General features: G+C 72.1%; 15 protein-coding genes. 2 read left to right on the forward strand and 13 right to left on the reverse strand.

Going from position 1 to position 19,906, the window contains the following annotated elements; all coding sequences use genetic code 11:
• Positions 1-8: 8 nt before the first annotated feature.
• From ACWF7A_RS07610 to ACWF7A_RS07645, 8 genes are all read right to left on the reverse strand, one after another.
• Complete coding sequence (locus ACWF7A_RS07610) at positions 9-1,520, reverse strand: YcaO-like family protein (protein WP_452249624.1); 1,512 nt, start codon at positions 1,518-1,520, stop codon at positions 9-11.
• Positions 1,517-3,052 (reverse strand): hypothetical protein, encoded by a 1,536-nt coding sequence (locus ACWF7A_RS07615; RefSeq protein WP_452249625.1) that lies wholly within the window; start codon positions 3,050-3,052, stop codon positions 1,517-1,519. The genes ACWF7A_RS07610 and ACWF7A_RS07615 overlap by 4 nt, the downstream gene beginning before the upstream one ends.
• Complete coding sequence (locus ACWF7A_RS07620) at positions 3,049-4,128, reverse strand: hypothetical protein (protein WP_452249626.1); 1,080 nt, start codon at positions 4,126-4,128, stop codon at positions 3,049-3,051. The genes ACWF7A_RS07615 and ACWF7A_RS07620 overlap by 4 nt, the downstream gene beginning before the upstream one ends.
• Positions 4,125-6,542 carry a lantibiotic dehydratase gene (locus ACWF7A_RS07625; RefSeq protein ID WP_452249627.1) on the reverse strand — a complete coding sequence of 806 codons (2,418 nt, stop codon included), beginning with the start codon at positions 6,540-6,542 and terminating at the stop codon, positions 4,125-4,127. The genes ACWF7A_RS07620 and ACWF7A_RS07625 overlap by 4 nt, the downstream gene beginning before the upstream one ends.
• Complete coding sequence (locus ACWF7A_RS07630; protein WP_189157712.1) at positions 6,539-6,712, reverse strand: thiazolylpeptide-type bacteriocin; 174 nt, start codon at positions 6,710-6,712, stop codon at positions 6,539-6,541. The genes ACWF7A_RS07625 and ACWF7A_RS07630 overlap by 4 nt, the downstream gene beginning before the upstream one ends.
• Positions 6,713-6,817: 105 nt before the next feature.
• Complete coding sequence (locus tag ACWF7A_RS07635) at positions 6,818-9,502, reverse strand: BTAD domain-containing putative transcriptional regulator (RefSeq protein WP_452249628.1); 2,685 nt, start codon at positions 9,500-9,502, stop codon at positions 6,818-6,820.
• Positions 9,503-9,806: 304 nt separating this feature from the next.
• A complete protein-coding gene (locus ACWF7A_RS07640) occupies positions 9,807-10,394 on the reverse strand; it encodes a TetR/AcrR family transcriptional regulator (RefSeq protein ID WP_452249629.1) in 588 nt (195 codons plus the stop codon).
• A gap of 45 nt (positions 10,395-10,439) precedes the next feature.
• Positions 10,440-12,746 carry a glycoside hydrolase family 3 C-terminal domain-containing protein gene (locus ACWF7A_RS07645; protein ID WP_452249630.1) on the reverse strand — a complete coding sequence of 769 codons (2,307 nt, stop codon included), beginning with the start codon at positions 12,744-12,746 and terminating at the stop codon, positions 10,440-10,442.
• 142 nt (positions 12,747-12,888) lie between these two features.
• On the opposite strand from ACWF7A_RS07645, the gene ACWF7A_RS07650 reads away from it, so the two are divergent.
• Positions 12,889-13,590: an AfsR/SARP family transcriptional regulator gene (locus tag ACWF7A_RS07650; protein WP_452249631.1), complete on the forward strand. Its 702-nt coding sequence runs from the start codon at positions 12,889-12,891 to the stop codon at positions 13,588-13,590.
• Between the two features lie 263 nt (positions 13,591-13,853).
• Here ACWF7A_RS07650 and ACWF7A_RS07655 read toward each other — a convergent pair whose 3' ends face one another.
• The gene (locus tag ACWF7A_RS07655) at positions 13,854-16,085 is read right to left on the reverse strand and encodes a hypothetical protein (RefSeq protein WP_452249632.1); all 2,232 of its coding nucleotides are present in this window, start codon (positions 16,083-16,085) and stop codon (positions 13,854-13,856) included.
• A gap of 123 nt (positions 16,086-16,208) precedes the next feature.
• Here ACWF7A_RS07655 and ACWF7A_RS07660 point away from each other — a divergent pair, with 123 nt between their 5' ends.
• Positions 16,209-16,415, forward strand: coding sequence for a hypothetical protein (locus ACWF7A_RS07660; RefSeq protein ID WP_452249633.1), 207 nt, complete (start codon positions 16,209-16,211; stop codon positions 16,413-16,415).
• Here ACWF7A_RS07660 and ACWF7A_RS07665 read toward each other — a convergent pair.
• Genes ACWF7A_RS07665 through ACWF7A_RS07680 form a run of 4 tightly spaced genes read right to left on the reverse strand, consistent with a single transcriptional unit; the run spans position 16,406 to position 19,905 of the window.
• Complete coding sequence (locus ACWF7A_RS07665) at positions 16,406-16,564, reverse strand: hypothetical protein (RefSeq protein WP_452249634.1); 159 nt, start codon at positions 16,562-16,564, stop codon at positions 16,406-16,408. The genes ACWF7A_RS07660 and ACWF7A_RS07665 overlap by 10 nt on opposite strands.
• A gap of 14 nt (positions 16,565-16,578) precedes the next feature.
• A complete protein-coding gene (locus tag ACWF7A_RS07670; protein WP_452249635.1) occupies positions 16,579-17,145 on the reverse strand; it encodes a hypothetical protein in 567 nt (188 codons plus the stop codon).
• Entirely contained in the window at positions 17,132-18,733 is a 1,602-nt protein-coding gene (locus ACWF7A_RS07675; RefSeq protein ID WP_452249636.1) for a substrate-binding domain-containing protein, read from the reverse strand. Before ACWF7A_RS07675 ends, ACWF7A_RS07670 begins: the two co-directional genes overlap by 14 nt.
• Before the next feature lie 35 nt (positions 18,734-18,768).
• A complete protein-coding gene (locus ACWF7A_RS07680; protein ID WP_452249637.1) occupies positions 18,769-19,905 on the reverse strand; it encodes a toxic anion resistance protein in 1,137 nt (378 codons plus the stop codon).
• Position 19,906: the final 1 nt, after the last annotated feature.

Consider the following 19,906-nt stretch of genomic DNA (forward strand, 5'->3'; position numbering starts at 1 on the left):
ACGGTGGTTCAGGGGAACGGGTGGGGGTGCCCGGCCCGGAGGTCCAGCCGGGGCAGGCCTGTCCGGCGGTGCAGGTGGCCGAACGTCATCGGCAGCGTGCCCGGCACGAGGACCTTGGCGGAGTGCAGGCCGAGGGTGTTCACCGTGTGCGGGTCGGACTGGTCGACGGCGATGAGCTCCAGGCCCTTCGCGTGGAGCTCCTGTGTGCAGCGGTCGAGCAGCTCGCGCAGGTCGGTGTGGGTGCGCTGGTCCGGCAGGGCTCGGGGTGGTCCTTCGCTGACGAGGTTCGCGTACCGCTCTCGTGCCTCCGGCAGGGTGTTGACCGCGACGTGGTCGTCCATGCTCCTGACCTGTGCCGGGTCCTCCAGGAGCCGGAGGAGGCGTTCCCTGCTGTAGTTCTCGGGGTTCTGCCTCGCGCGGTCGGCGAAGGCCTCGACGTCGACCGCCACCTCGACTGCGGCCGACCGCAGGGCCTTCACCGGGTCCGGGCTGGCGCCGGCGGCGAAGAACGCCTGCGGCAGGCCGGTTCTGGTGGTCCTGGCCAGGGTGAGCACGGCCGGGATGCCCAGGTCGTTGGTGGCGTCGAGGAACAGCAGCTCGTAGCCGAGCTCCGCCAGCCGGTCGGTGAGGTGGTGCAGCAGCGGGTCCGGCGGGAGCTTGATCCGCGTCAGCGGTGTCTGGGCGTACCAGGCCATCAGGAACGCGTCGCGTTCGGCCACTTCGAACAGGCCGTGCAGCACTGCCTCCGTCAGGCTGTTGCCGAGCCCGCAGCCGTTGGACGTTTCGTGGACGAACCGTTGTGTCGGCGGTGTGTACGCGGCCCAGTACGCGACCTGCTCCGGCACCAGGACCGGCTTCCCGCGGGTGTACGACCAGCCTTCCGCCCACCGCATCCTGAGGTCTGGGTGGTAGGTGTTGCCGAAGTCGTTGAGGCCCAGGCGTTCGGGGTCGAGGGCGGTGTCCGGTCCCAGCTCGGCGAACGAGACCTCGCGCGGGTCCGGGTGACGTGGGCGCATGCCGTTGAGGCGTTCGATCGCCTCGAAGACGGCCACGCGTTCGGCCTGCTCGAACGACGTGGTGCGGCCGTAGCCCGCGGTGTGGGAGTCGAGTTCGGCGGTCACCGTGGCCAGTGGCAGGTTCCCGGTGCGGTACAGGGCGGTGACCGGGCCGTGCCGGAAGTCGACCACGGCGTCCTTCACCGCGGTGGTCTTGTTCGGCGTGCGGAGTTCGCCGTTGGGGGTGCTGGTGTTCTCGTGCGGTTCGGCGGGCGGGGCGCAGCAGGTGCCGGGCTTGACCCGGTGGGTGGACACCAGACCCAGGTCGGTGCGGATCGCGATCACGGTGTCGTGCTCCTGGTCCTCGAGCGCGGCCACCAAGGGCTGGAACGCCGGTGCGACAAAGCCTTTCACCAGCGCGTTGGGTGGCGCCTTGGCCGTGGCGAGCCGGGCGGTCTCCGCACAGCCGACGCAGACGTTCGTCGTGGGGCCGATGAGGGTGAGCCCGCCGTCCTCGCGGATCATCGGTACGCCCTGAGGCCGGCGGCGCGGAGTTCGGGATCGAGTTCGGCCGGCCGGACCCGGACGCCCGGCACCCTCGCGATCGCCTGCTGGAACCGGTCTTCACGGTCTCGCACGTCGGCGGGCCAGTGCCATTGCCTGGTGACCCAGTCCGGCTGGTCGGTTCTCCGGTGCGGGACGGCGCCGTTGAGGTGCGCGGTGCCGGTGCGGCCTGCCTGGGCGTACCCGGTGGCGGCGAGGGCGGCGAACGCCACGGCGTCGGCCGCCGTCGCCTCGACCGCCCACGCGAGGACGCTGCGGCCGTTGCTGATCTCCGCCTTGTAGACGCCCTGGGCCAGGCGCTCGGTCCGGACCACCGCCGGGACCTCGAAGCGTGCGGTGAGCGCCTTCCACCACCGGTGGGCCGTCGGATCGCTCGTCCACTCGTGTGCGTCGGCCGGTTCGCCCCGGTGATGCCGCGCGGCCAGACGCAGGGCGGCGCCGCGCGCGTGGGTGTCGTCGATGCCGATCACGCAGTCGGACTTGAGGGCGTTCAGCGCTGCGTTCAGACGGGCGGTGTCGGCTGTGGTGCCGATGCCCAGCGCGTCACCGGCGGTGGCGAGGCTGGCCGGGACCTGGGGGAGGGAACCGAACCGCGGGGTGTCGACCGGGCCGAGTTCGGCGTCGGTGAGGGCGTCGAGGGCTTGCCACGGGTCCGCGGCCGGCTCGCCCCGCAGGAGTGGGTGGTAGGTGGCGCTCAACGGGGTGGCGCGGGCTACCAGAGCCATCGGGTAGGTGGTGTCGGTGGCCGGGTCCGGCAGACCTGCGACGGCGCAGACGAGGCGGTGGACCGCCGCGGAACCTATGAGCGTCGCCAGGACTTCGGACGGTTCGCCGGTGAGGCCGATCCTTGCGGCGGTTCGCATAGTGACTTCAGTGTGGACCGAAATGAGCGCTTCTGCGGTGGGAGGGAGCACGTAGCCGACTTCGGCTCCGCAGCCAGCCAGGACGAGGAGATCGCCCGCGGAGAGGACGAGATCCCGGTTGCCGGGTGGGACGGTCGCAGCCGGGGCGCGGTGAGTGCGGGGGAGGGTCGTGTCGCCTGCCTCCGGCCGTCGCACCGCCACCCCCACAGCCTCCGCCGACCGGACAGCCGCGTCCTCCAGCATTCCGCGCCCCGACACCACGACCGTGGCCGCACGCAGCCGCCGCCACGCCTCCACCGGTTCCGCCGCCGCCGACTCCAGCCAGGTGGCCACCTCCGGTGCGGGCGCGTCCTCACCCCACTCCGCCCGCTCCACCAGCATGTCGTGCTCCCACAACTGCTCCAGGATCAACTCGACGGCCGACCGCACCGCGTCCGGTGTCCCGTCCGGCACCTCCAGCGCGGCACGGGGAATCCCCGCCTCCAGCTGCGGTGCCAGCCGTTGCCACACCTTCCACAGGCCGGAGCCGCCGGAGAGCGTGCAACTCGAGGCCCAGCCGCGCAGGTGCAGGCCGTCGGCGGTCCGGGTGGCCTGGACGACCGGGCGCAGCCGCACGAGCACGCGCGTCACCCGACCTTCGGCAGAGCCGCGAACTGGTCGGCCCACGTGGTGCCCAGGACCTCTTGTGCGGCGTTGGCGAGGAGATGGGCCGCGGCGTAGCGCTCCATCGGGGTGACGTCGCAGATCGCGAGGAGCTGGTAGAGGACGTTGGTGCCGACGCGGTAGACGGCCATGGCCCTTGCGATGGCCGGGTCGGAGAGGTCGACGGTCCACATGGCGTTGTGGAAGTCGGAGAACTTCGTGCGTTCGCCGTAGTTGTAGCGGCGGATGGCGGCCTCGTCGCCGATCTCGTAGGCGCGCTCGCCGTGGCGGGGGTTGGGGTCCGCGGTGAGCAGGCCCGCGTCGTACCGTTCCTGGGTGGTGAGGCGCAGGGCGATGGTCCAGGTCTGCCAGGCCGCTTCGAGGTGCGTGGTGGGGTGGCCCTGGGCCACCTGTTCGACGAGAGTGCAGGCGGCGGAGGCGTTTGCGCTCCAGATCGAGTCCAGTGTGGACCGGACTGCGCCGTCGCGGTCGCTGGCCAGCAGGAAGTCTTCCACGTGCGAGACGAACGAGTGGTAGCCGTACTGCAGGCCACCTGGATAGCGGCTGGCGTGGACGGCCATCGCGGTCAGGGCGAGGGTCGCGCGCGGCACGGAGAAGGAGTGCCGCAACGCCGCGACGCCCAGGCGGAGGCCCTCGGCGCGCACGGCGATGTGCGCCTCGGACAGCAGGCCGCTCAGACGTGTGTCGTCGGTCGGTTCGATGCGCACGGAGTTGTTGGGGTGGAAAGGGGTGAAGGGCGGTAGGAGCAGCTCGGCGACAGACGCGGACTCGGCGTGACTCAGCAGTTCGGCGTCGGAGAGTTCCACTGTGGACGGGTGGGCGGCGACGTAGGAGCGGAGCAGGGTCGCCACCAGGAGTGCCGCTGTCGGGGAGGACGCGCCGGCCAGCACGACCCGGACGTGCGGGCCGTGCAGCCAGTGGCGTTCGACGTGGCCCACCACGTCGGGGAACGCGGCTTCGGCGGCGGCCAGTGCCGGGAGCACGCCGGCGCGCAGCAGTGGGGCCTTGATCGGGTCGTGGTAGTAGCAGACGACGTCGGTCATCCGGCCCTCCGGTAGGTCTCCGCGACGATCTCCAGCACCTGCCCGGACGGCACCGGCAGCGCCTCGGTGAGCCGGACGTGGTCGCCGTAGCGGGACGTCAGGCGCGGCAGGCAGCGCAGGTGCAGCGCGTTGGTGAGGTCGGCGTACTGCGGTTTCGGGCCGTTCACGCGCGCCTCGAAGTCCTCGCGGGACGTGATGACGCCGCCCATGCCCGCGAACAGCTCCGCCGGCAGGCCGTACCGGGCGCGCAGCGCGGTCGCACCGCCCACCGAGGCGAACGCCTCCTCCAAGGTGGCCGAGGGGAAGTCCCAGTAACGCCGGCCGAGCACGACGTCGCGGTAGCGCAGCCGGTCCGCCACCCGCACGTCTCCGACCACCGAGACGGGTTGCAGCGGCGAGAGATCGGCCGCACCGCACGAGAGGTCGGCGTGCAGGGCCGCGGCGCGGTCGGGCAGCGAGATCGGCATGAGGTAACCGAGGTACAGCACGTCGAGCACCGCGCCGCTGTCCCGGCGCCGCAGCCGGAGCTCGTCGTTCTCCTGGTCGTGGAAGATCTCCAGGGCGTCCGGCGTGTGGTCGGCCCAGCGCGGGTCCTCGCCGATCTCCGCGCGTCCGAGCAGCGGGTGCAGGTTCGGGTTGAAGCCCTGCACCGGCCGGTACTCCGCGAACCCGCGCGGGAACACACCGTCCAAAGTGGCCCGGACGGTCGCGTAGGCCTCGGGCGGCAGCAGGTCGAGGAACCGGCCGGGGAAACGCCCGAACCCGTCGTAGACGTGGTTCACCACGAGGCCGTCGGGGGACGGCTGGGCGAAGAACGAGTACGAGACCGGCCTGGTCTTCATCCACGAGGGCAGCAGGTCCGCGGCGGCGGAGACCACGTCGTCGGTGATCACGCCGTCCCGCACCAGATCGGCGACCTGGGCGCGGCTCGCCCCGAGACCACCGGTCGGCGCGCCGGACATCGCCTCGTGCATCAGCGGCGCGCACTCGGCGAGGCGGGCGGTGCCGCCGCGGCCGAACGCCGTGACGAACAGGTCGCGCGAGTGCCGCCGGATCGCGAGGTGCCGGTCGAACAGCATCAGCAACGGGGTCAGCCCGGCCAGCGACCGCACACCGTCGTACCCGTGCGCCCGGCCGAGCCGCACCGGCAAGGGCAGCACGACGTCCTCGCTCAACGGCGTCAGCCCGCCCAGGTCGACCCCGACGGCGGAGCCCAGCTCCTCCCACGCCGCGAACAGGGCGGCGAGTGCGGCGGGACGGCCCGCCGCGTCGATCTCCGCGAACGCCGCGGTGTCGCGGTGGATCGCGACGACCCGGTCGGCGAGCTCGGCCCGTCCGGTGTCGCGCAGCCACGAGGCCAGTGCGGGACAGGCGGCGGGATCCTGCGGGTCGACCGGCAGCACCGGCACGAGCAGCTTGATGTCGAGCAGCAACGCGACGTAGTGCTGCGCGCGGTCGGACTCGCCGTCGGGCAGCCTGGTCGCGAGCGCGCTGGCGAGCTCGGCGGGGCTGATGCCCTTGGGGTTGGCGCCGGTGAGGCCGACCAGGAACTGCAGTGGCGCGCTCGACGCCAGCTCCACGTCCTCCTGGATGCCGACGTACGCGCGCAACGGGCCGCGCGCGGGTACGTCGCGGCGGAACTTCATCTGGCCGCCGTCGAGGTGCACGTCGGGGGCGAGGCGGTGCGGGTGGTCGAAGAGGTGCGTGCGATCGGCGAGCAGGGCCGCGGTCAGCCGCGACAGCAACACCTGGTTGACCCGCGTGACGGCGACCGGCGTGCCCCAGTCGGGTGCGGGCGCGTCGGGGGACCAGGTGGCCCAGCCGACCGCCGCGTACCAGGACAGGGGACTGGTCTTCGACGTCGCGCGCAGGGCGTAGCGCAGCACGGTCGGCTCGGCCTTGCGGGACCGCTTGTCCCCGGCGCCCGCCCGCGCGAGGCCCTGCCACAGGTCGCGGCCGCTGAACACGGCCGCCTTCCGCACGGACTCGGTGCCGCACAACGACGCGAGCACCTCGCGTTCGGCGGCCAGCGCGTCCGGCAGGAGCCGTTCGACCTCGGCGGACAGGGCCGCCCGCTCGTCCATCGCGGACAGCCACTCGCCGAGCTGCGGGAACCGCGAGACCAGCGAGTCGGCCTCAGCGCGCAGAGAAGGGCGCGGTGACCGTCCGTTGTGGACGTCACGGCGCAACGGCAGGACGACAGAGCGGTGGTACGACTCGGGGTGCGTGCCCGCGCTGTCGTGCAGCAGGTCCGCCACCGGGCCGGTCAACGCCACCAGGGCGGCCTCGACCTGCGCGAGCGCCTCCACCGCCCGCCGGAACGGCGCTGCCGCCGCAGCGCCGTCCGGGTGCGGCAGGGCCGCCAGGCGCACGAGTGCGTATGGCGCGGTCTCTCCCTGCACGCGATCGCTCATGCCTGCTGGACGGGAGGCTGGGTACAGCTGCTGCACGACGAGCTGCCGCACGAGCACGAAGAGGCGCCACCGGAGGCTCCGGACTCCGGCAACGCGACCGAGTCGCGCAGGGAGGTGACCGCCAGGTCGCCGAGCTCCAGGTCGTCAGGGTCGAACGAGAGATCCTTCATGCCGTATCCTCACGTCTTCAGTTGTCGTGAACTCGCCCGTGGGCTGTTCGAAACAGACTGAACAAGCGCGATACGGCACGGATCGCGCTTTGCTTGATCGCACGTTCAGAGTCGTGAACGGACCTCGTCGGCCTTGGGTTCGCCCAGTTCCTCGAACAGCGTCACCGACTCCAGCCAGCACTTCTCGGCGCCTCGGCGGTCACCGAGCCCGTCCAGCGCCAGCCCGAGGTTGTCGAGCGACTCGGCCTGCCCGTAGAGGTCGCCGATCGCCCGGAACGTCTCCAGCGCCCGGTCGATGAACGACACGGCCTCGGGGAAGTCGAGCAACCCCCGGTACACCTCGCCGATGTTGTTGAGCAGGATCGCCTCGCTGTACGGGTCCTTGATGTCCTGGCGGATCTCCAGCGACCGCAGGTACCGCGCGAGCGCGACGTCGAACCGGCCTGCATCGGCGTGCAGCAGGGCGACGTTGTTCAGCGTCACCGCTTCCGTGTGCAGATCTCCCAGCTCCCGTGCGAGCTCGGCACACTGCTCGTAGCACGCCAGCGCGTCCTCGGGCCGCCCCTGCGTCATGTGGACGATGCCGAGGTTGTTGAGCGCGGGGACCTGGCGCGACTTGTCACCGGTCGCGCGGAAGATCGCGAGCGCCTGCCGGTTGCACTCGACGGACTCGTCGTGCCGCCGGACCTCGCGCAGCGCGATGCCCAGCGTGATCAGCATCCGGCCCTCGGCGCTGCGGTCACCGACCGAACGTGCGGCGGCCAGCGCGACGCCGTGCGTGTCGATCCAGTCCGCCCAGTGCTTGCGCAGGTTGAAGAAGTCCCACAGGCATTGGGCGAGGCTCCAGGACTGCTCCGGCAGGTCGTGCTCGGCGGCGTCGCGGACCGCGGCGACCAGGTTCGCGCGTTCGGTGTCGCACCACAGCAGCGCCGCGTCCCGGTCCGCGAACTCGCGCGGGTGCACGGCCGGGTCCGCCGGGCTGATCTCCAGCTTCCGTTGCGGGTTGAGCTGCTGCGCGCCGCGCCACGACGTGTGCACGTACCAGTCGAGGACGCGGCGGCGTGCCAACGCGCGGGCCGGCGGTGGCTCGGCGGCCATGACCTGCTCGACGGCGTACGCGCGCAGCAGGTCGTGCAGGCTGTAGCGGCCGGGGGTGTGCTGCTGCAGCAGGTGTTCGTCGAGCAGCGTCTCCAGCAGGTCGCCCGCCTCGTACGCGGTCAGCCCGGCGAGCGCGGCGGCCGAGTCGGCGGTGACGTCCTCCCCGGGGTGGAGTCCCAGGAGTCGAAACAGACGCCTCTGGTTGTCGGGCAACGCCTGGTACGAGAGGTCGAACACGCCCCGGGTACCGAGGCCGCCTCCCCGTTCGAGCCGGTCCACCAGGTCCCGCGTCGTCCACTGTGGACGGCGGGCCAGGCGTTTAGCGGCGAGCGCGACGGCGATCGGCAGGTGCCCGCACAGCTCCGCGACCCGTTCCGCGGCCTCACGATCGGCCCTCACCCGGTCCTCGCCGGCGATGCGGGCGAGCAGCGCCAGCGCCTCGTCCGGTGTGAAGACGTCGAGGAAGACCGACCGCACGCCGTCGAGCCGCAGCAGCGTGCGACGGCTCGTGATCAGCACCATGCACGTGGGACTGCCGGGCAGCAACGGCAGCACCTGGTCCTCACCGGCGGCGTTGTCGAGCAGCACCAACGCCTTCTTGCCAGTCAGCCGGTCGCGGTAGAGCGCCGCCCGTTCCTCCAGCGACTCCGGGATCTGCGCGCCGGGCACGCCGAGCAGCCGCAGGAAGCTCTCCAGCACCGCGGACGGCTCCGCCGGCAGCTCCTCGGTGTCGAAGCCGTGCAAATCGGCCCACAGTTGCACATCCGGGTAACGCTGAACGAGCCGATGGGCCGCTCTCACGGCCAGCTTCGTCTTGCCGACCCCGGCCATGCCTTCGATCGCGGAGATCACGACGGTGGTCTGCGGTCCCGGCTCGCACAGCTTGCGCAGCTCGGACTCGCGCCCGGTGAACTCGGCGATGTCCATCGGCAGCTGGCGGTGCGCGTTCAAAGCCGCGGGCGAGGGCACCCGGCTTTCGAGGATCACCTGCTGCAGCTGGCGCAACCGCGCTCCGGGCTCGACTCCGACCTGCTCGATCATGTGCCTGCGGGCCGCCGCGTAGGTCTCCAGGGCCTCGCCGCGCCGGCCGGAGCGGTCGAGCGCCAGCATCAGCTGCGCCCAGAGCTCCTCGCGCAACGGGTGCAGTGCCGTCTCCCGCCGCAGCCGGTCGATCACGTCGTCGAACCGGCCCAGCTCGAGCGAGGCCTTGGCGAACCGCTCGACGGCCGTGAGCCTGCGTTCCTGGATGCGGGTGAACTCCGCGCGCAGCAACGGTCCCGCGTTCAGCTCGGCCGTCGGGATGCCGTGCCACCAGGCCAGCGCCTGGCCGAACAGGTCGGCCGCGGCCTCCGTGTCCCCGTCCGACAGCGCGGCCTCGCCGTCGCGCACGAGCTGGTCGAACGAGTCCAGGTCCAGCTCACCCGGTTCGACCACGAGCTGGTAGCCGTGGCCCGCACGGGTCTTGAGCCGGTCACCGAGCACCTTGCGCAGCCCCGCGACGTACGTGCGGAGGTTCGACTCGGGTGACACCGGAGGCGAGTCCCACACCGCCTCCGTCAGCTGTGCGACGCTGACCGCCTCGTTGGCGTGCAACAACAGCATGGTGAGCACCGCGCGTTGCCGGGGTCCGCCCAGGTCCAGCAATGTGCCCGTCCGCCGTACCGCCAGCGAGCCGAGCAGCAGGAACTCCACAGGTTGATCGCTCCTCGATGATCCAGGCATTGGGTGCACAGCCATACTCGCGCACTTCCCGACGGTCTGTGCGCGCCCTGGGCGAAATCTGTGCACGCCCCCTGTCATCTTTGTGTCCAGATCCGGTACCTGCGCCGCAGGCCCGAGAAACTCACCGGGAGTGGGGGTCGGCGCAGTTGCCGGATCTGGTTCCCCCAGAACCCGGCCGGCGTGTGAAAGTCACCGCGCACGTCGGCCACCTTTCGCAAGACCGGTGGCCCGGACGGGTCCCCCAGACTGATTTCCGGGCCACCACCTTGCGACCTCAGCGCCCCCAGCGGGCGCGCAGAACCTGGGCGTACACCTCGAACTCGGCCGTCATCGAGACCGCGTCCGGTTGGAGCAGCCACTGCTGCTGCAACCCGTCGATCACCGCGATCGTCGTGCGCACCACCGAGTCGACCGGGGCGTCCCCGGCGATCTCCCCTCGTTCCTGACCTTCGCGCACCGCTTCGGTCAGCCACCGCCTCAGCCCGCGGTAGTGCTCGTGCACCCACGCGTGCGCGGGGTGGTCCGGTTCGGTGGCCTCGGCGGCCAGTCGTACGAACAGGCCGACCAGGTGCGGGCGGGTCGAGTTGCGCGCGATCAGGGCGGCCAGCGCGTCGAACGCGGCCCAGCCCAGCGGCGGACCGCCGCTGCCGGCCAGGAAGTCGCCGTCCTGCCGGTCGCGTTCCTCCAGCACGGCCGTCAGCAGGGCCGCCTTGCTGGGGAAGTGGTGCAGCAGCCCGGACTGCGAGAGCCCGGTCCTCGCCGCCACCGCCGCGACCGACGTCCCCTTGAAGCCCGTCAGCGCGAACAGCTCCGTCGCGACGGCCACCGCTCTGGCCCGCGACTCCTCACCGGAGACGTCCACCCGCGACCTGGTCCTATACCTCGGCGGGACCGACACCGCGTCACCTCACTCCTGATCAGCGGGCAGGGTAACGCGGACGTCGCCGAGCCCGCGGGCGATCAGCACGTCACCGGTGACCGGGTGCCAGCCGTCCGACCACGCCCGCTGCGCTCGCGGGTCGCACTCGACCTCGACGCGCACGGTCTCGCCCGCGGGGACCTCGACGGTCGACCAGCCGATGAGACGGACCGTCTCGTCTCGCGGCCGCAGGTAGACCTGGACGACCTCCTTGCCGGCCCGGTCGCCGGTGTTGGTGATCTCGACCGACACCGTGTCGGAGGTCCGCGTGGCCGTGCCGTACTCCCAGGTCGTGTAGCCGAGGCCGTGGCCGAACCAGAACAACGGCTCGGTCTCCGCCCGGTAGCCGAAAGCGCTTCCCTCGGCGTACACCAGTTCGCCGTCTGCCGGGATCAGGGGCAACGCGTCGGCGTCGGCGCGCGGGAAGGTCGTGACCAGGCGCCCGGCCGGTTCGACGTCCCCGAGCAACGCGGCGGCCACGGCGTCGCCCGCCTCCTGGCCGGGCAGTCCCGCCCACAGCACGGCGTCGACCTGCGCGAGCCACGGCATGAGCACCGGTGTCGCGGCGTTCACCACGACGACGGTGCGTTTCGCGGCCGCTGCGACTGCCGCGACCAGTGCGTCCTGCTCGCCGGGCAACGCGAGCGTGGTCTTGTCGAAGCCCTCGGTCTCCTGCTCCTCGGTGAGCCCGACGACCACGACCGCCACGTCCGCCTCGCGGGCGGCCCGCACCGCGGCACCGATCGCGTCGGCGGGAGCGCGGGGGACCGGCCGGGTGATCAGGCCGACCAGCGCGCTGGCCTCGCGCACGCGCGCCGTGATCCGGTCACCCGGCGACAGCAGCACCTCGGCCGTCCAGTGCGGCGGCTTGAGCAGCGCCTCCTCGACAATGCCGTCGGCCCAGGCCAGAAGCGCGGCGTGCTGCCGTCCGGCGACGTCGATCGTCCAGTCGCCGAACCCGCGCACGCCGACGAGCACGCGCGTCGGCTCGTCCAGCACGACCTCGCCGGAGACCTCGATCGACGCGGCACCCTGCGCCCAGCCGCCGTACGCCGCGAGCTCGGCGATCTCCATGTCCCGCGACGCGAGCACCTCACCGTCCGCGTCGTACGTCGTGGCGCGGATGTTCGTCAGCACGCCGGGTCCGGGGGCGGCGTACCGGAGCCGGACCTCCACACCGTCCACAACGGACACCACATCGCCCAGGCGCGAGGTCAGGCCGTCCGCGATGCTGACGACGTGCGGTGGCCGCACACCCGCCGAACCGCCGCCCTGCGCCACCGTGTCGATCGCGTGGCGACCGATCAGGGCGACGCCGGAAGGCCGCAGGGGGAGGACCCCGGAGTTCTTCAGCACGGCCATGCCGCCCGCCGCGAACCTCCGCAGCTGCTCGCGTCGCGCCGGGCTGTCGGGTGCGGGCACGTCCTGCGGCCAGGTCCGCTCGGGGAACGCTCCCGTCCGGGACGCGAGGAGCAGCAACCGGGCCAGGTGGTCGTCGATGGTGGACTCGGCGACCTCGCCCGCCTGGACGGCCGCGACCAGCTTGTCCTCCCAGGGGCCGCCAGGTCCGGGCATCGCGAGGTCGAGGCCGCCGTTCGCGCTCTCGGCGGTGGACTTCGTGGCGAACCAGTCCGACATGACGAGCCCGTCGAACCCCCACTCGCCCTTCAGCACGCCCTCGACCAGCTCGGTGTGCTCGGTCGCCGGAACGCCGTTGACGTTGTTGTAGGCGGCCATGATCGCCCACGGTGCCGAGTCCTCGACCACGATCTCGAACGGCAGCAGGTAGACCTCGCGCAAGGTCTTCTCGTCGACCACCATGCTCGCGGTGCGTCGTTCGGTCTCGGACTCGTTGGCGACGTAGTGCTTCGGCGTCGCCGCGATCCCCTTGTCCTGCAGGCCCCGCACGTAGGCGGCCGCGATCAGTCCGGTGAGCAGCGGATCCTCGCTGTAGGCCTCGAACAGCCGGCCGCCGAGCGCCGTGCGGTGCAGGTTGATCGTCGGGCCGAGCACGACGTGGACCTGCTGCGCCGCCGCCTCGTCCGCCAGCACCTCGCCGACCTCGCGCGCCAGTGCCGTGTCCCAGTGCTGGGCGAGCAGCGTCGCGTTCGGCAGCACGCACGCGATCGTGCCGCCCCGCAGCTCGGCACCGCGGACACCGGTCGGGCCGTCGGACAGCTTCAGCGACGCCAGCCCGATCTCCGGCTCGGGGTGCAGCGCGAACAGCGCGGACCCGGTCAGCAGCCGGACCTTCCGGGCCAGGTCCAGCCGGGCGATCGCCGTGTCGATGTCCATGCCTTCGAGGACACCAGCTGTGCCGACCAAGTGGTCGGTCGGTATGTCGTTCTGTTTCCGTTCGGTTACCTCGGCGTTATGTGACGCCGCGCGGCACACCCGTGGCACGCCTCTACTTGTGTCCAAGGGGAGGGGAATGGTGATGAAGATCGAGGTGCGGCTCCTCGGGCCGCTGGAAGTGCGCGGACCGAACGGGCCGGTGCACTTCACCGGGGCGCGGCGGAGGGCCGTGTTCGCGTTGCTGGCGTTGAGAACCGGCCGTCTGGTGTCGAGATCGGCGCTGGTCGACGGCCTGTGGGGCGAGGAAGTGCCGCCCACGGGCACCAAGACGCTGCAGGGGCACGTGGCGAAGGTCCGCCGGGCGCTGGAGCTGGCCGGCGCGGACGGCGTGGTGCTGACCCGCGAACCCGGCTACCTGCTCGACGTCACACAGGTCGTCGTCGACGTCGAGGAGTTCGACGAACACCTGCGGTGCGGCCGACATGCGGAGGCGCTGGCGCTGCACCGCGGTGATCCGCTGGCGGACTGCCCGGTGCAGGGGTGGGCGGGCGCGGAGATCGCGCGGCTGCGGGAGGCGCTGGCGTTCGCGGAGGAGAACCACGCGGCCGGGCTGTGCCTGGACGGGCGGTTCGCCGAGGCGATCGCACAGCTGGAGCGGCTGGTGGCGCTGTACCCGTTGCGGGAGTCGTTGTGGGAGTTGCTGATGGAGGCTCAGCAGCGGGCGGGGCGGGCCGGCGACGCCTTGCGGACGTATCGGCGGGTGCGGGCTCTGCTGGTGGAGGAGTTCGGGATGGAGCCCGGGTCCGGGTTGCGCCGGAGGGAGGCGGCTGTGCTGGCGGGGTAGGGGAGCGGCGGTGCCGGCTTGCCGGCCCCGCGAGCCGCGGCAGCGGTACCCGCCCGACGGGGAACGCCGCGACCCGTGTCGGGGGTGCGAGCCGCGGCGCTTCCCGTTGTCCGGTCAGTGCGTCCCCCTCGGGCGCACTCACCAGGGGCGGGTCGTGGCTCGCCCTGGGGGGTGCGTGCCACGACCCGGTCCGAACCGGATCTCCCCTGGCCGCGACTCTGCCGGTCCGCGGTGGCGAACCGGCGGCCGTGCGGTGGTCAAGATCAGCCGGGCTTGTACGAACAGCGGTAGCCCGTCGTCACGGCGTCGCGCAACGCGTCCGCGGTGGGCTGCTCGGTCGCGGCGATGGTGTCGATGGCTCGGCGGATCGCCTTGCGCACCGCGGTCCTGGCCCGTTCGGCCGGGCCGGCGAAGTTGCGCGCCCGGCCGCCCATGCCGGTCTCGCGTTCCAGGTGGCCGAGCAGCGCTTCGAGCTCGGCTTCCAGGCGTGGTGTGGGGTTGTCGTCGAGTTGGGCGCGGAGGTCGCGGATGCGGGTCAGGTAGGCGGCGCGGGCGACGGGGTCGAGCACCGGCTGGTTGCCGCTGTCCTCGCCGCCCACCAGTTCCAGCGCGGGGATCTCGGTGCCGGGATCGGCCACCAGCCGGGCCAGGTAGCGCATGCCCACCAGGTCCTCGACGCGCGTCTCCCTGCCGTGGTGGGAGACGACCCACCACACGTTCTCCCTGCGGATCAGGATGCGGCCCGCCAGGCCGTCGCGGGCCTGTGCCCACGTCGCGGCGCGGGCGGTCATGCCGATCGCGTTCGCGTCGTTGATCGCGACGTCGAACAACGCCCTGCCCCGTTCGCCACCGACGGTCTGGGCGAGGGTGGCACGGGCGTAGGCGGTCATCGGCAGGTTGCCGAGGCGGATGTTCGTGGTGACGGCGCGTTCGAGATGGTCGGTGGCCAGGACGGGGTCGCCGAACGTCGTGGCGGCGATGCCCAGCAGGAGTTCCGCCGAGCCGAAGCAGACGATCGCGGTCGCCGGCACGACGGGCAGCGCGGCGAACGGTTCGAGCAGGCGGTAGGCCTCGCGGGCGATGTCCGCCTCGCCCAGCGCCGCGGCCACGTGCACCACGCAGAACATGCACGTTATCCAGGTGCTCGACAGCGGGACGGCCGTGAGGCCGTTGATGGTCATCCGGTGCAACGCCGACCGTGCGCGATCCCGTTGGCCTGCTTCGATTGCCAGCAACGCCAGTGCCGCCTCGAAGCTGAACTCCAGGTCCGGCAGCGTGGGGGAGTGCGTCACCTGCTCGGCGAGGTCGACCAGCTCACCGCCGCGCCCCTGCAGCCACCGGATCGCGAACAGGTGCGTGCTGTGGAACGTCTCCGCGTCCACGTCGCCCGCCTCCATCCCGATCCGCAGGCAGGCCAGGGACTTCTGCTCGGCCTCCTCGAACCGTCCCGCGCGGATCGTGCGCATCACGTCCATCGCGGCGTGGAAGAACAGCAGGGCCGGATAGCCGGACGCGCGCCGGGCCAGCTCGGCCTGCGACCGTTCCGCGTGCGGGTCGCCCAGGCAGAACAGGTCCATCGTGCGGCGGCCGACCCCGCTGAGCGCGAGCAGGTCCAGGCCCGCCGCGGACGCCACGGAGATCAGCTCCTCGGCCAGCACCAGCCGGAAGGCGGTGTGCTCAGGAGACCACAACGCGTGGTGCGCCAGCGAGAGGGCCTCGGCCAGGGTCAGCTGGTCGCCCGTGTTCCTGGCCTGCGCCAACGCCTCCAGCACGCTCTCGGTCTCGCGCCGGTCGTAGGCGTGCTCGGCCACGAGCCGAGTGGCGAGCCTGGTGCGCAACGGTTCGGGCGGGGCGGTGGCGAGGGCCTCGCGGATCCGGGCGATCGCCAGCGCCCGGTCGGCCCTGCCGCGGTACTTGTTGACCCACATGCCCGGCAGACCGAGCGCCGCCTCCGGATCGCCCTCGCGCGCAGCCTGGTCCAGCAGGTCGCGCGCCTCGGTGATCCGGCCCTCGGCCAGGACGGCGTGCGCCCGCGAGACGAGGCGTCCCGGCTCGGCGCCGTCGAACGGGACGAGACGCCTCGTCTCGCCGGGATCGCCGCACGTGACGACGAGGACCACGGGCAACTCGTGGACGCGTGCGGCCACCGACCGGGTGAGCTCGAACGCGTCCTCGCCGGCCAGCTCGACGTCGTCGATCAGGATCAGCGCGGGGATCTCCGCGAGAGCGTCCACGATCTCCTGCGCGCACACGTCGGGCTCGCCGTCGAGCGCCGACGCGTCCCCGCCCAGTCCGGCGAGGATCGCGTGCCACGGCCAGTACGGCGGGGCGTCCGCGCGGCACCCGACCCACGTGACGGCGAACCCGTGCGCGCGGGCCAGTTCCGTCGCCCGGACCAGCTGCCGCGTCCGTTCGGCGCCCGGTGGCCGGGTGACCGCGAAGATCTGCCCAGACCCCAGTCTCGCCTGTTCGAACGCCGACTCCGGCAACCGCACAGCTTCACCCTCGAATGCACTTTCCCAGCCAGGACTGGGGAAACCTAGCGGAGGGCGCCGACCGCCACATACGCGGTCGACACGCATTTATGCGTGCAGGCGTGCGGATCGGTGTGGTCCGTGATGAGAGCGTGTTCACGCGCGATCGCCTCGGACACCTCGGTGTCGGCGGACGGCGTGAAGACGTCGGCGGTGGCGACCACGGCCTTGACCGCGCTGTCCCAGCCGGGGTGCACGCCGCTGCCGACCGCCGCGCAGCTCGACGAGCTGGGGCGGATCGTGGCCGGTGCGGCGCGGGACCTCTCGGCCGCGCGGGGCCATCAGGCCTGACGCGGAAACATGGCGTACGACAGGTCGTCCGTCAGCGGTGCCGACAGGTGACCTTCGCCTGTCGTGTCCTCGAAGGACGGCAGCGAACCCGGCCCGAACTCCCGCCGTTCGCCGCCGGGCACCGTGACGGCGGCCCGCCCGGACAGCATGATCAGCCGCTGTTCTACTCGCGGTCCTCCAGGTAACGGGTGTGGTCGGACTGCCGTTGCGCGTCGCCCGCGTGGAACCGTTCGGCGGTCCGGACGGCGTCGGCGTGCAGCAGGTCCAGCTGTCGCACCAGTTCCGCGCCCGAACCCCGTGCTGCGGCGTACCACCACGGCAGGTTGAGGTAGGTCTGGACGGACAGCGGCAGGTCCGTGCCGACGAGCCTCGTGACGGCGTGCAGGGTGTCGGGGTCGGCGCGCAGCTCGCGGGGGCGGTCCAGCATGCCGCGCAGGACCTCGGCGATCTCCGCGATCCTCGGCGCCACCTCGTCGGGCACCTTCAGGCCCCGCACCCGTCCGACCAGCGCGTCCAGTTCCGACCGCAGTGCGCCGGCCTCCTCCTCGGGGTCGGTCACCAGCGTGATCCGCTCGGGCGGCGCGGCCAGTGCGCCCACGCCGTAGAGGCCGATCACGACGGCGACCCAGTACGACCCGGCGAGCCCGGCGAAGTGCAGCCCCAGGCCGGCCAGGCCGCCGACGCACCCCGCCAGGTTCCTCCACGAGCCCAGGTACCTACTGATAGCCACGGATCTCCTTGAAGGCGGCCGAAAGCGAACGGCCGCGGGCGTCGAACACCTTGCCGCCGCTCATCTTCGCCACCTGTTCCATCTCGGCCGTGGCGCTCTCGCCGAACAGCACCGGGAAGATCGGGACGCCCCTCAGGTTCGGCGGGAGACCCTGGTGGAACAGCTGGAAGTCGGTCACGTCCTCGCTGCCGGTGTTCTCGCCGTCGGTCATCAGCACGATCGACGTGAACCGGTCGGGATCGGCGTCGATCTGCCGGCGCAGCACGTCGTAACCACCGCGCAGGCTGCTGTAGATCGCCGTGCCACCGGCCGCGTCGAGGGACGTGGCGGTGGTGCGGATCTGGTCGAGCACGGCCTGCGCGTTGTCCTGCGGCACCTCGTACTGCAACGGTGGTCGCGCGCTGCTGCTGAACGGCAGCAACGTGACCTGCTCGCGGCCGTGGAACCGGCTGAACCTGCCCGCGAGCGAGGAGTCGGCGCCGGTCAGCCCCGTCAGGGCCTGGCGCAGGCCGTCGATGCGGTCGCCCTGCATCGAGCCGGACGTGTCGAGCACGTAGAGCGTGCGGGACGGGCGGCGCAGCCGGTCGAAGTACGTGGTGATCAGACCGTCCACAGCGGACTGGCTGCCGGGGAACGGGAGCTCCACCAGGTCCTTGGTGGCGAACTCGCCGTCCAGCTGCACCTGGGGCAAGGCGGGACGACGGCGCGTGGTCTCCATGATCTTGCGCTGGACGTCCGCGCTCCGGAGGTGGTCGGAGAGCTTCTGGTGCGCCTCACGGGCTTCCGGGGACGCCGACGTGAGCAGCGTGAGCGGGTAGTCCGCGGTCACCACGCCATCGCTCGGGTAGACCAGCGTCAGCGGTTCGGGCGATGACAGCAGCACCGACTCGTAGTTGATCAGACCGTCCACGGTGGCGCCGGGGTCCTCTCCCTTGGCGCGCCGGGTGTAGGCCTCCGAGAGCCAGCCGGACGAGCCGGCGGACAGGGTCTGGGCCGAGAAGAACTTCTCGAGCTGCGGCGCGACCGCGTTGATGCTGCCCGCGTCGAGGGCCGAGCCCGACCCGGACAGCGCCGCCGCGACGCCGACCAGCGCGGAGAAGCCGGAGTTGGAGGCGGACGGGTCTGTCATGCCGTAGGTGAACTTCCGCGCGCCCGCGGCCTCGGCGATCTCCGCCCAGCCCACGCGCTTGCCGTCCCAGCCCAGTTCCCGCACCTTCGCGGCGGGCAACCCGAGCACGACGGGGGAGGACATCACCTTCGTCGGCGTGCCGAGGCGCTTCTGGGCCTCCGGCACGAGTTCGAGGTAGCGGTTGGAGGAGAACCAGACGGCGTCGAAACCCTGTTCGGCGGCACCGCTCGCGACCTTCTCGGCGCCCTCGACGGTGCCGGTGAAGCTGAACTTCACGGAGACACCGGTGGCACGGGCGGCCTCGTCGAGGATCGGCTGGAGGTCGGCCAGTTCGCTGCCCGCGAGGACGCGGAGGGTGCCGGGGGTGGCGTCGCCGACGGGTCTGTCCGGGTCGGCGGAGTCGGAACATCCCGCCAGCAGCGCCAGGACGGCGGCCGCGGGGACGAGACGGCGGATCATGCGGGCTCCTCGGTGCGGCAGCGGTGCCGGGCGGCTCACGCCTGGTCCCCGGTCTCGCGCACGCGGCTCAGGTGGTCGTGGGCGCGGCGGATCTCGGCGTCCAGCGCGGACACCGTGCTCGACATCGAGTCGGCCGCGCGCGCCTTGAACGTGTCGATCGCGTCGATCGCCGCGTAGATCTGGTCGAACGAGGTCCGCACCGCCTCGACCCCGACGGCCGGGGTGGACGCGATGCGGTGGACGTCCTGGCCCTGCAACGACATCAGCGCCGCGGTGGACTTCAGGACCGAGTCGGTCAGGCCGCGCACGGCGTCGACCTGGTCGATCACCTCGCGCTGCCCGGCCAGTGCCGCCGCGACCACCACGCCGATCCGCAACGCCGTGACGGTCGTGCTGACCGCCCGTTCGATGCCCTTGATCAGCTCGTCGTTGTTGCGGCGCACCACGTCCAGCGCCAGGTACCCCTGCGCGCACACGGCGAGCTGGGTCAGCAGGTCCTGATGCCGTTGCCGCAGCCCGAAGAGCACGTCGGCGCGCAACGCCTGGGCGCGGGCGGGTTCGGCCAGGTCCAGGATCGCGACCTGGCGTGCGACGGCCTCGTCCATCTCGGCGGCGAGGGCGGCGTCCCGCGAGAGCCGGGACATCAGGTCCCACAACCGCTGCCGCTCGCCCTTGATGGCGGCGTTGTCGCGTTTCAGGGCGTCCTGGCCGGACCGCAGCCTGAGCACGATCCGGTTGACCGGCTCGTCGGCGGCGCGCAACCTGGCCAGGAGTCCGCGAGCCGCGTTGCCGCCGGGGAGGAACCCGAGGATCTTGCGGCCGGTGAGCTTGCTCAGGTCCTGCGGATCGAGCTCGCGCACGGACCGCCGCAGGTCACTCAGGCTCGTCGAGACCTGCGCCCCGTGCGGTGACGAGACGGACGCGAGCGTGCGGTCGAGCAACCGGCCCGCGATCTGCGCGGCCACCCGCATCTCGGCCTCGCCGAGCACCAGCGCGTCGTCGACGATCCGGCTGAAGTCCGGCGACTGCGGGTCGACGGCACCCAATGCCGCGACGAACTCCTCAGCGCGTGCGGACAGCTCCGCTCTGTCCGCGACGGGGATGAGCCCGGCGGCGCGGTCGACCGGCACGGGCTCGACGGGATCCGGTGGCGTGAGCACGAAGTCGGTCATG

This window comes from Lentzea sp. NPDC055074 (genome assembly GCF_053608005.1).

Coding starts and splice junctions, on each gene's coding strand:
- ACWF7A_RS07665 (WP_452249634.1), bottom strand. CDS start 16,564: ATGCTGTCCGGGCGGGCCGCCGTCACGGTGCCCGGCGGCGAACGGCGG.
- ACWF7A_RS07630 (WP_189157712.1), bottom strand. CDS start 6,712: ATGAAGGATCTCTCGTTCGACCCTGACGACCTGGAGCTCGGCGACCTG.
- ACWF7A_RS07675 (WP_452249636.1), bottom strand. CDS start 18,733: ATGATCCGCCGTCTCGTCCCCGCGGCCGCCGTCCTGGCGCTGCTGGCG.
- ACWF7A_RS07660 (WP_452249633.1), top strand. CDS start 16,209: ATGAGAGCGTGTTCACGCGCGATCGCCTCGGACACCTCGGTGTCGGCG.
- ACWF7A_RS07620 (WP_452249626.1), bottom strand. CDS start 4,128: ATGACCGACGTCGTCTGCTACTACCACGACCCGATCAAGGCCCCACTG.
- ACWF7A_RS07680 (WP_452249637.1), bottom strand. CDS start 19,905: ATGACCGACTTCGTGCTCACGCCACCGGATCCCGTCGAGCCCGTGCCG.
- ACWF7A_RS07645 (WP_452249630.1), bottom strand. CDS start 12,746: ATGGACATCGACACGGCGATCGCCCGGCTGGACCTGGCCCGGAAGGTC.
- ACWF7A_RS07650 (WP_452249631.1), top strand. CDS start 12,889: ATGAAGATCGAGGTGCGGCTCCTCGGGCCGCTGGAAGTGCGCGGACCG.
- ACWF7A_RS07610 (WP_452249624.1), bottom strand. CDS start 1,520: ATGATCCGCGAGGACGGCGGGCTCACCCTCATCGGCCCCACGACGAAC.
- ACWF7A_RS07625 (WP_452249627.1), bottom strand. CDS start 6,542: ATGAGCGATCGCGTGCAGGGAGAGACCGCGCCATACGCACTCGTGCGC.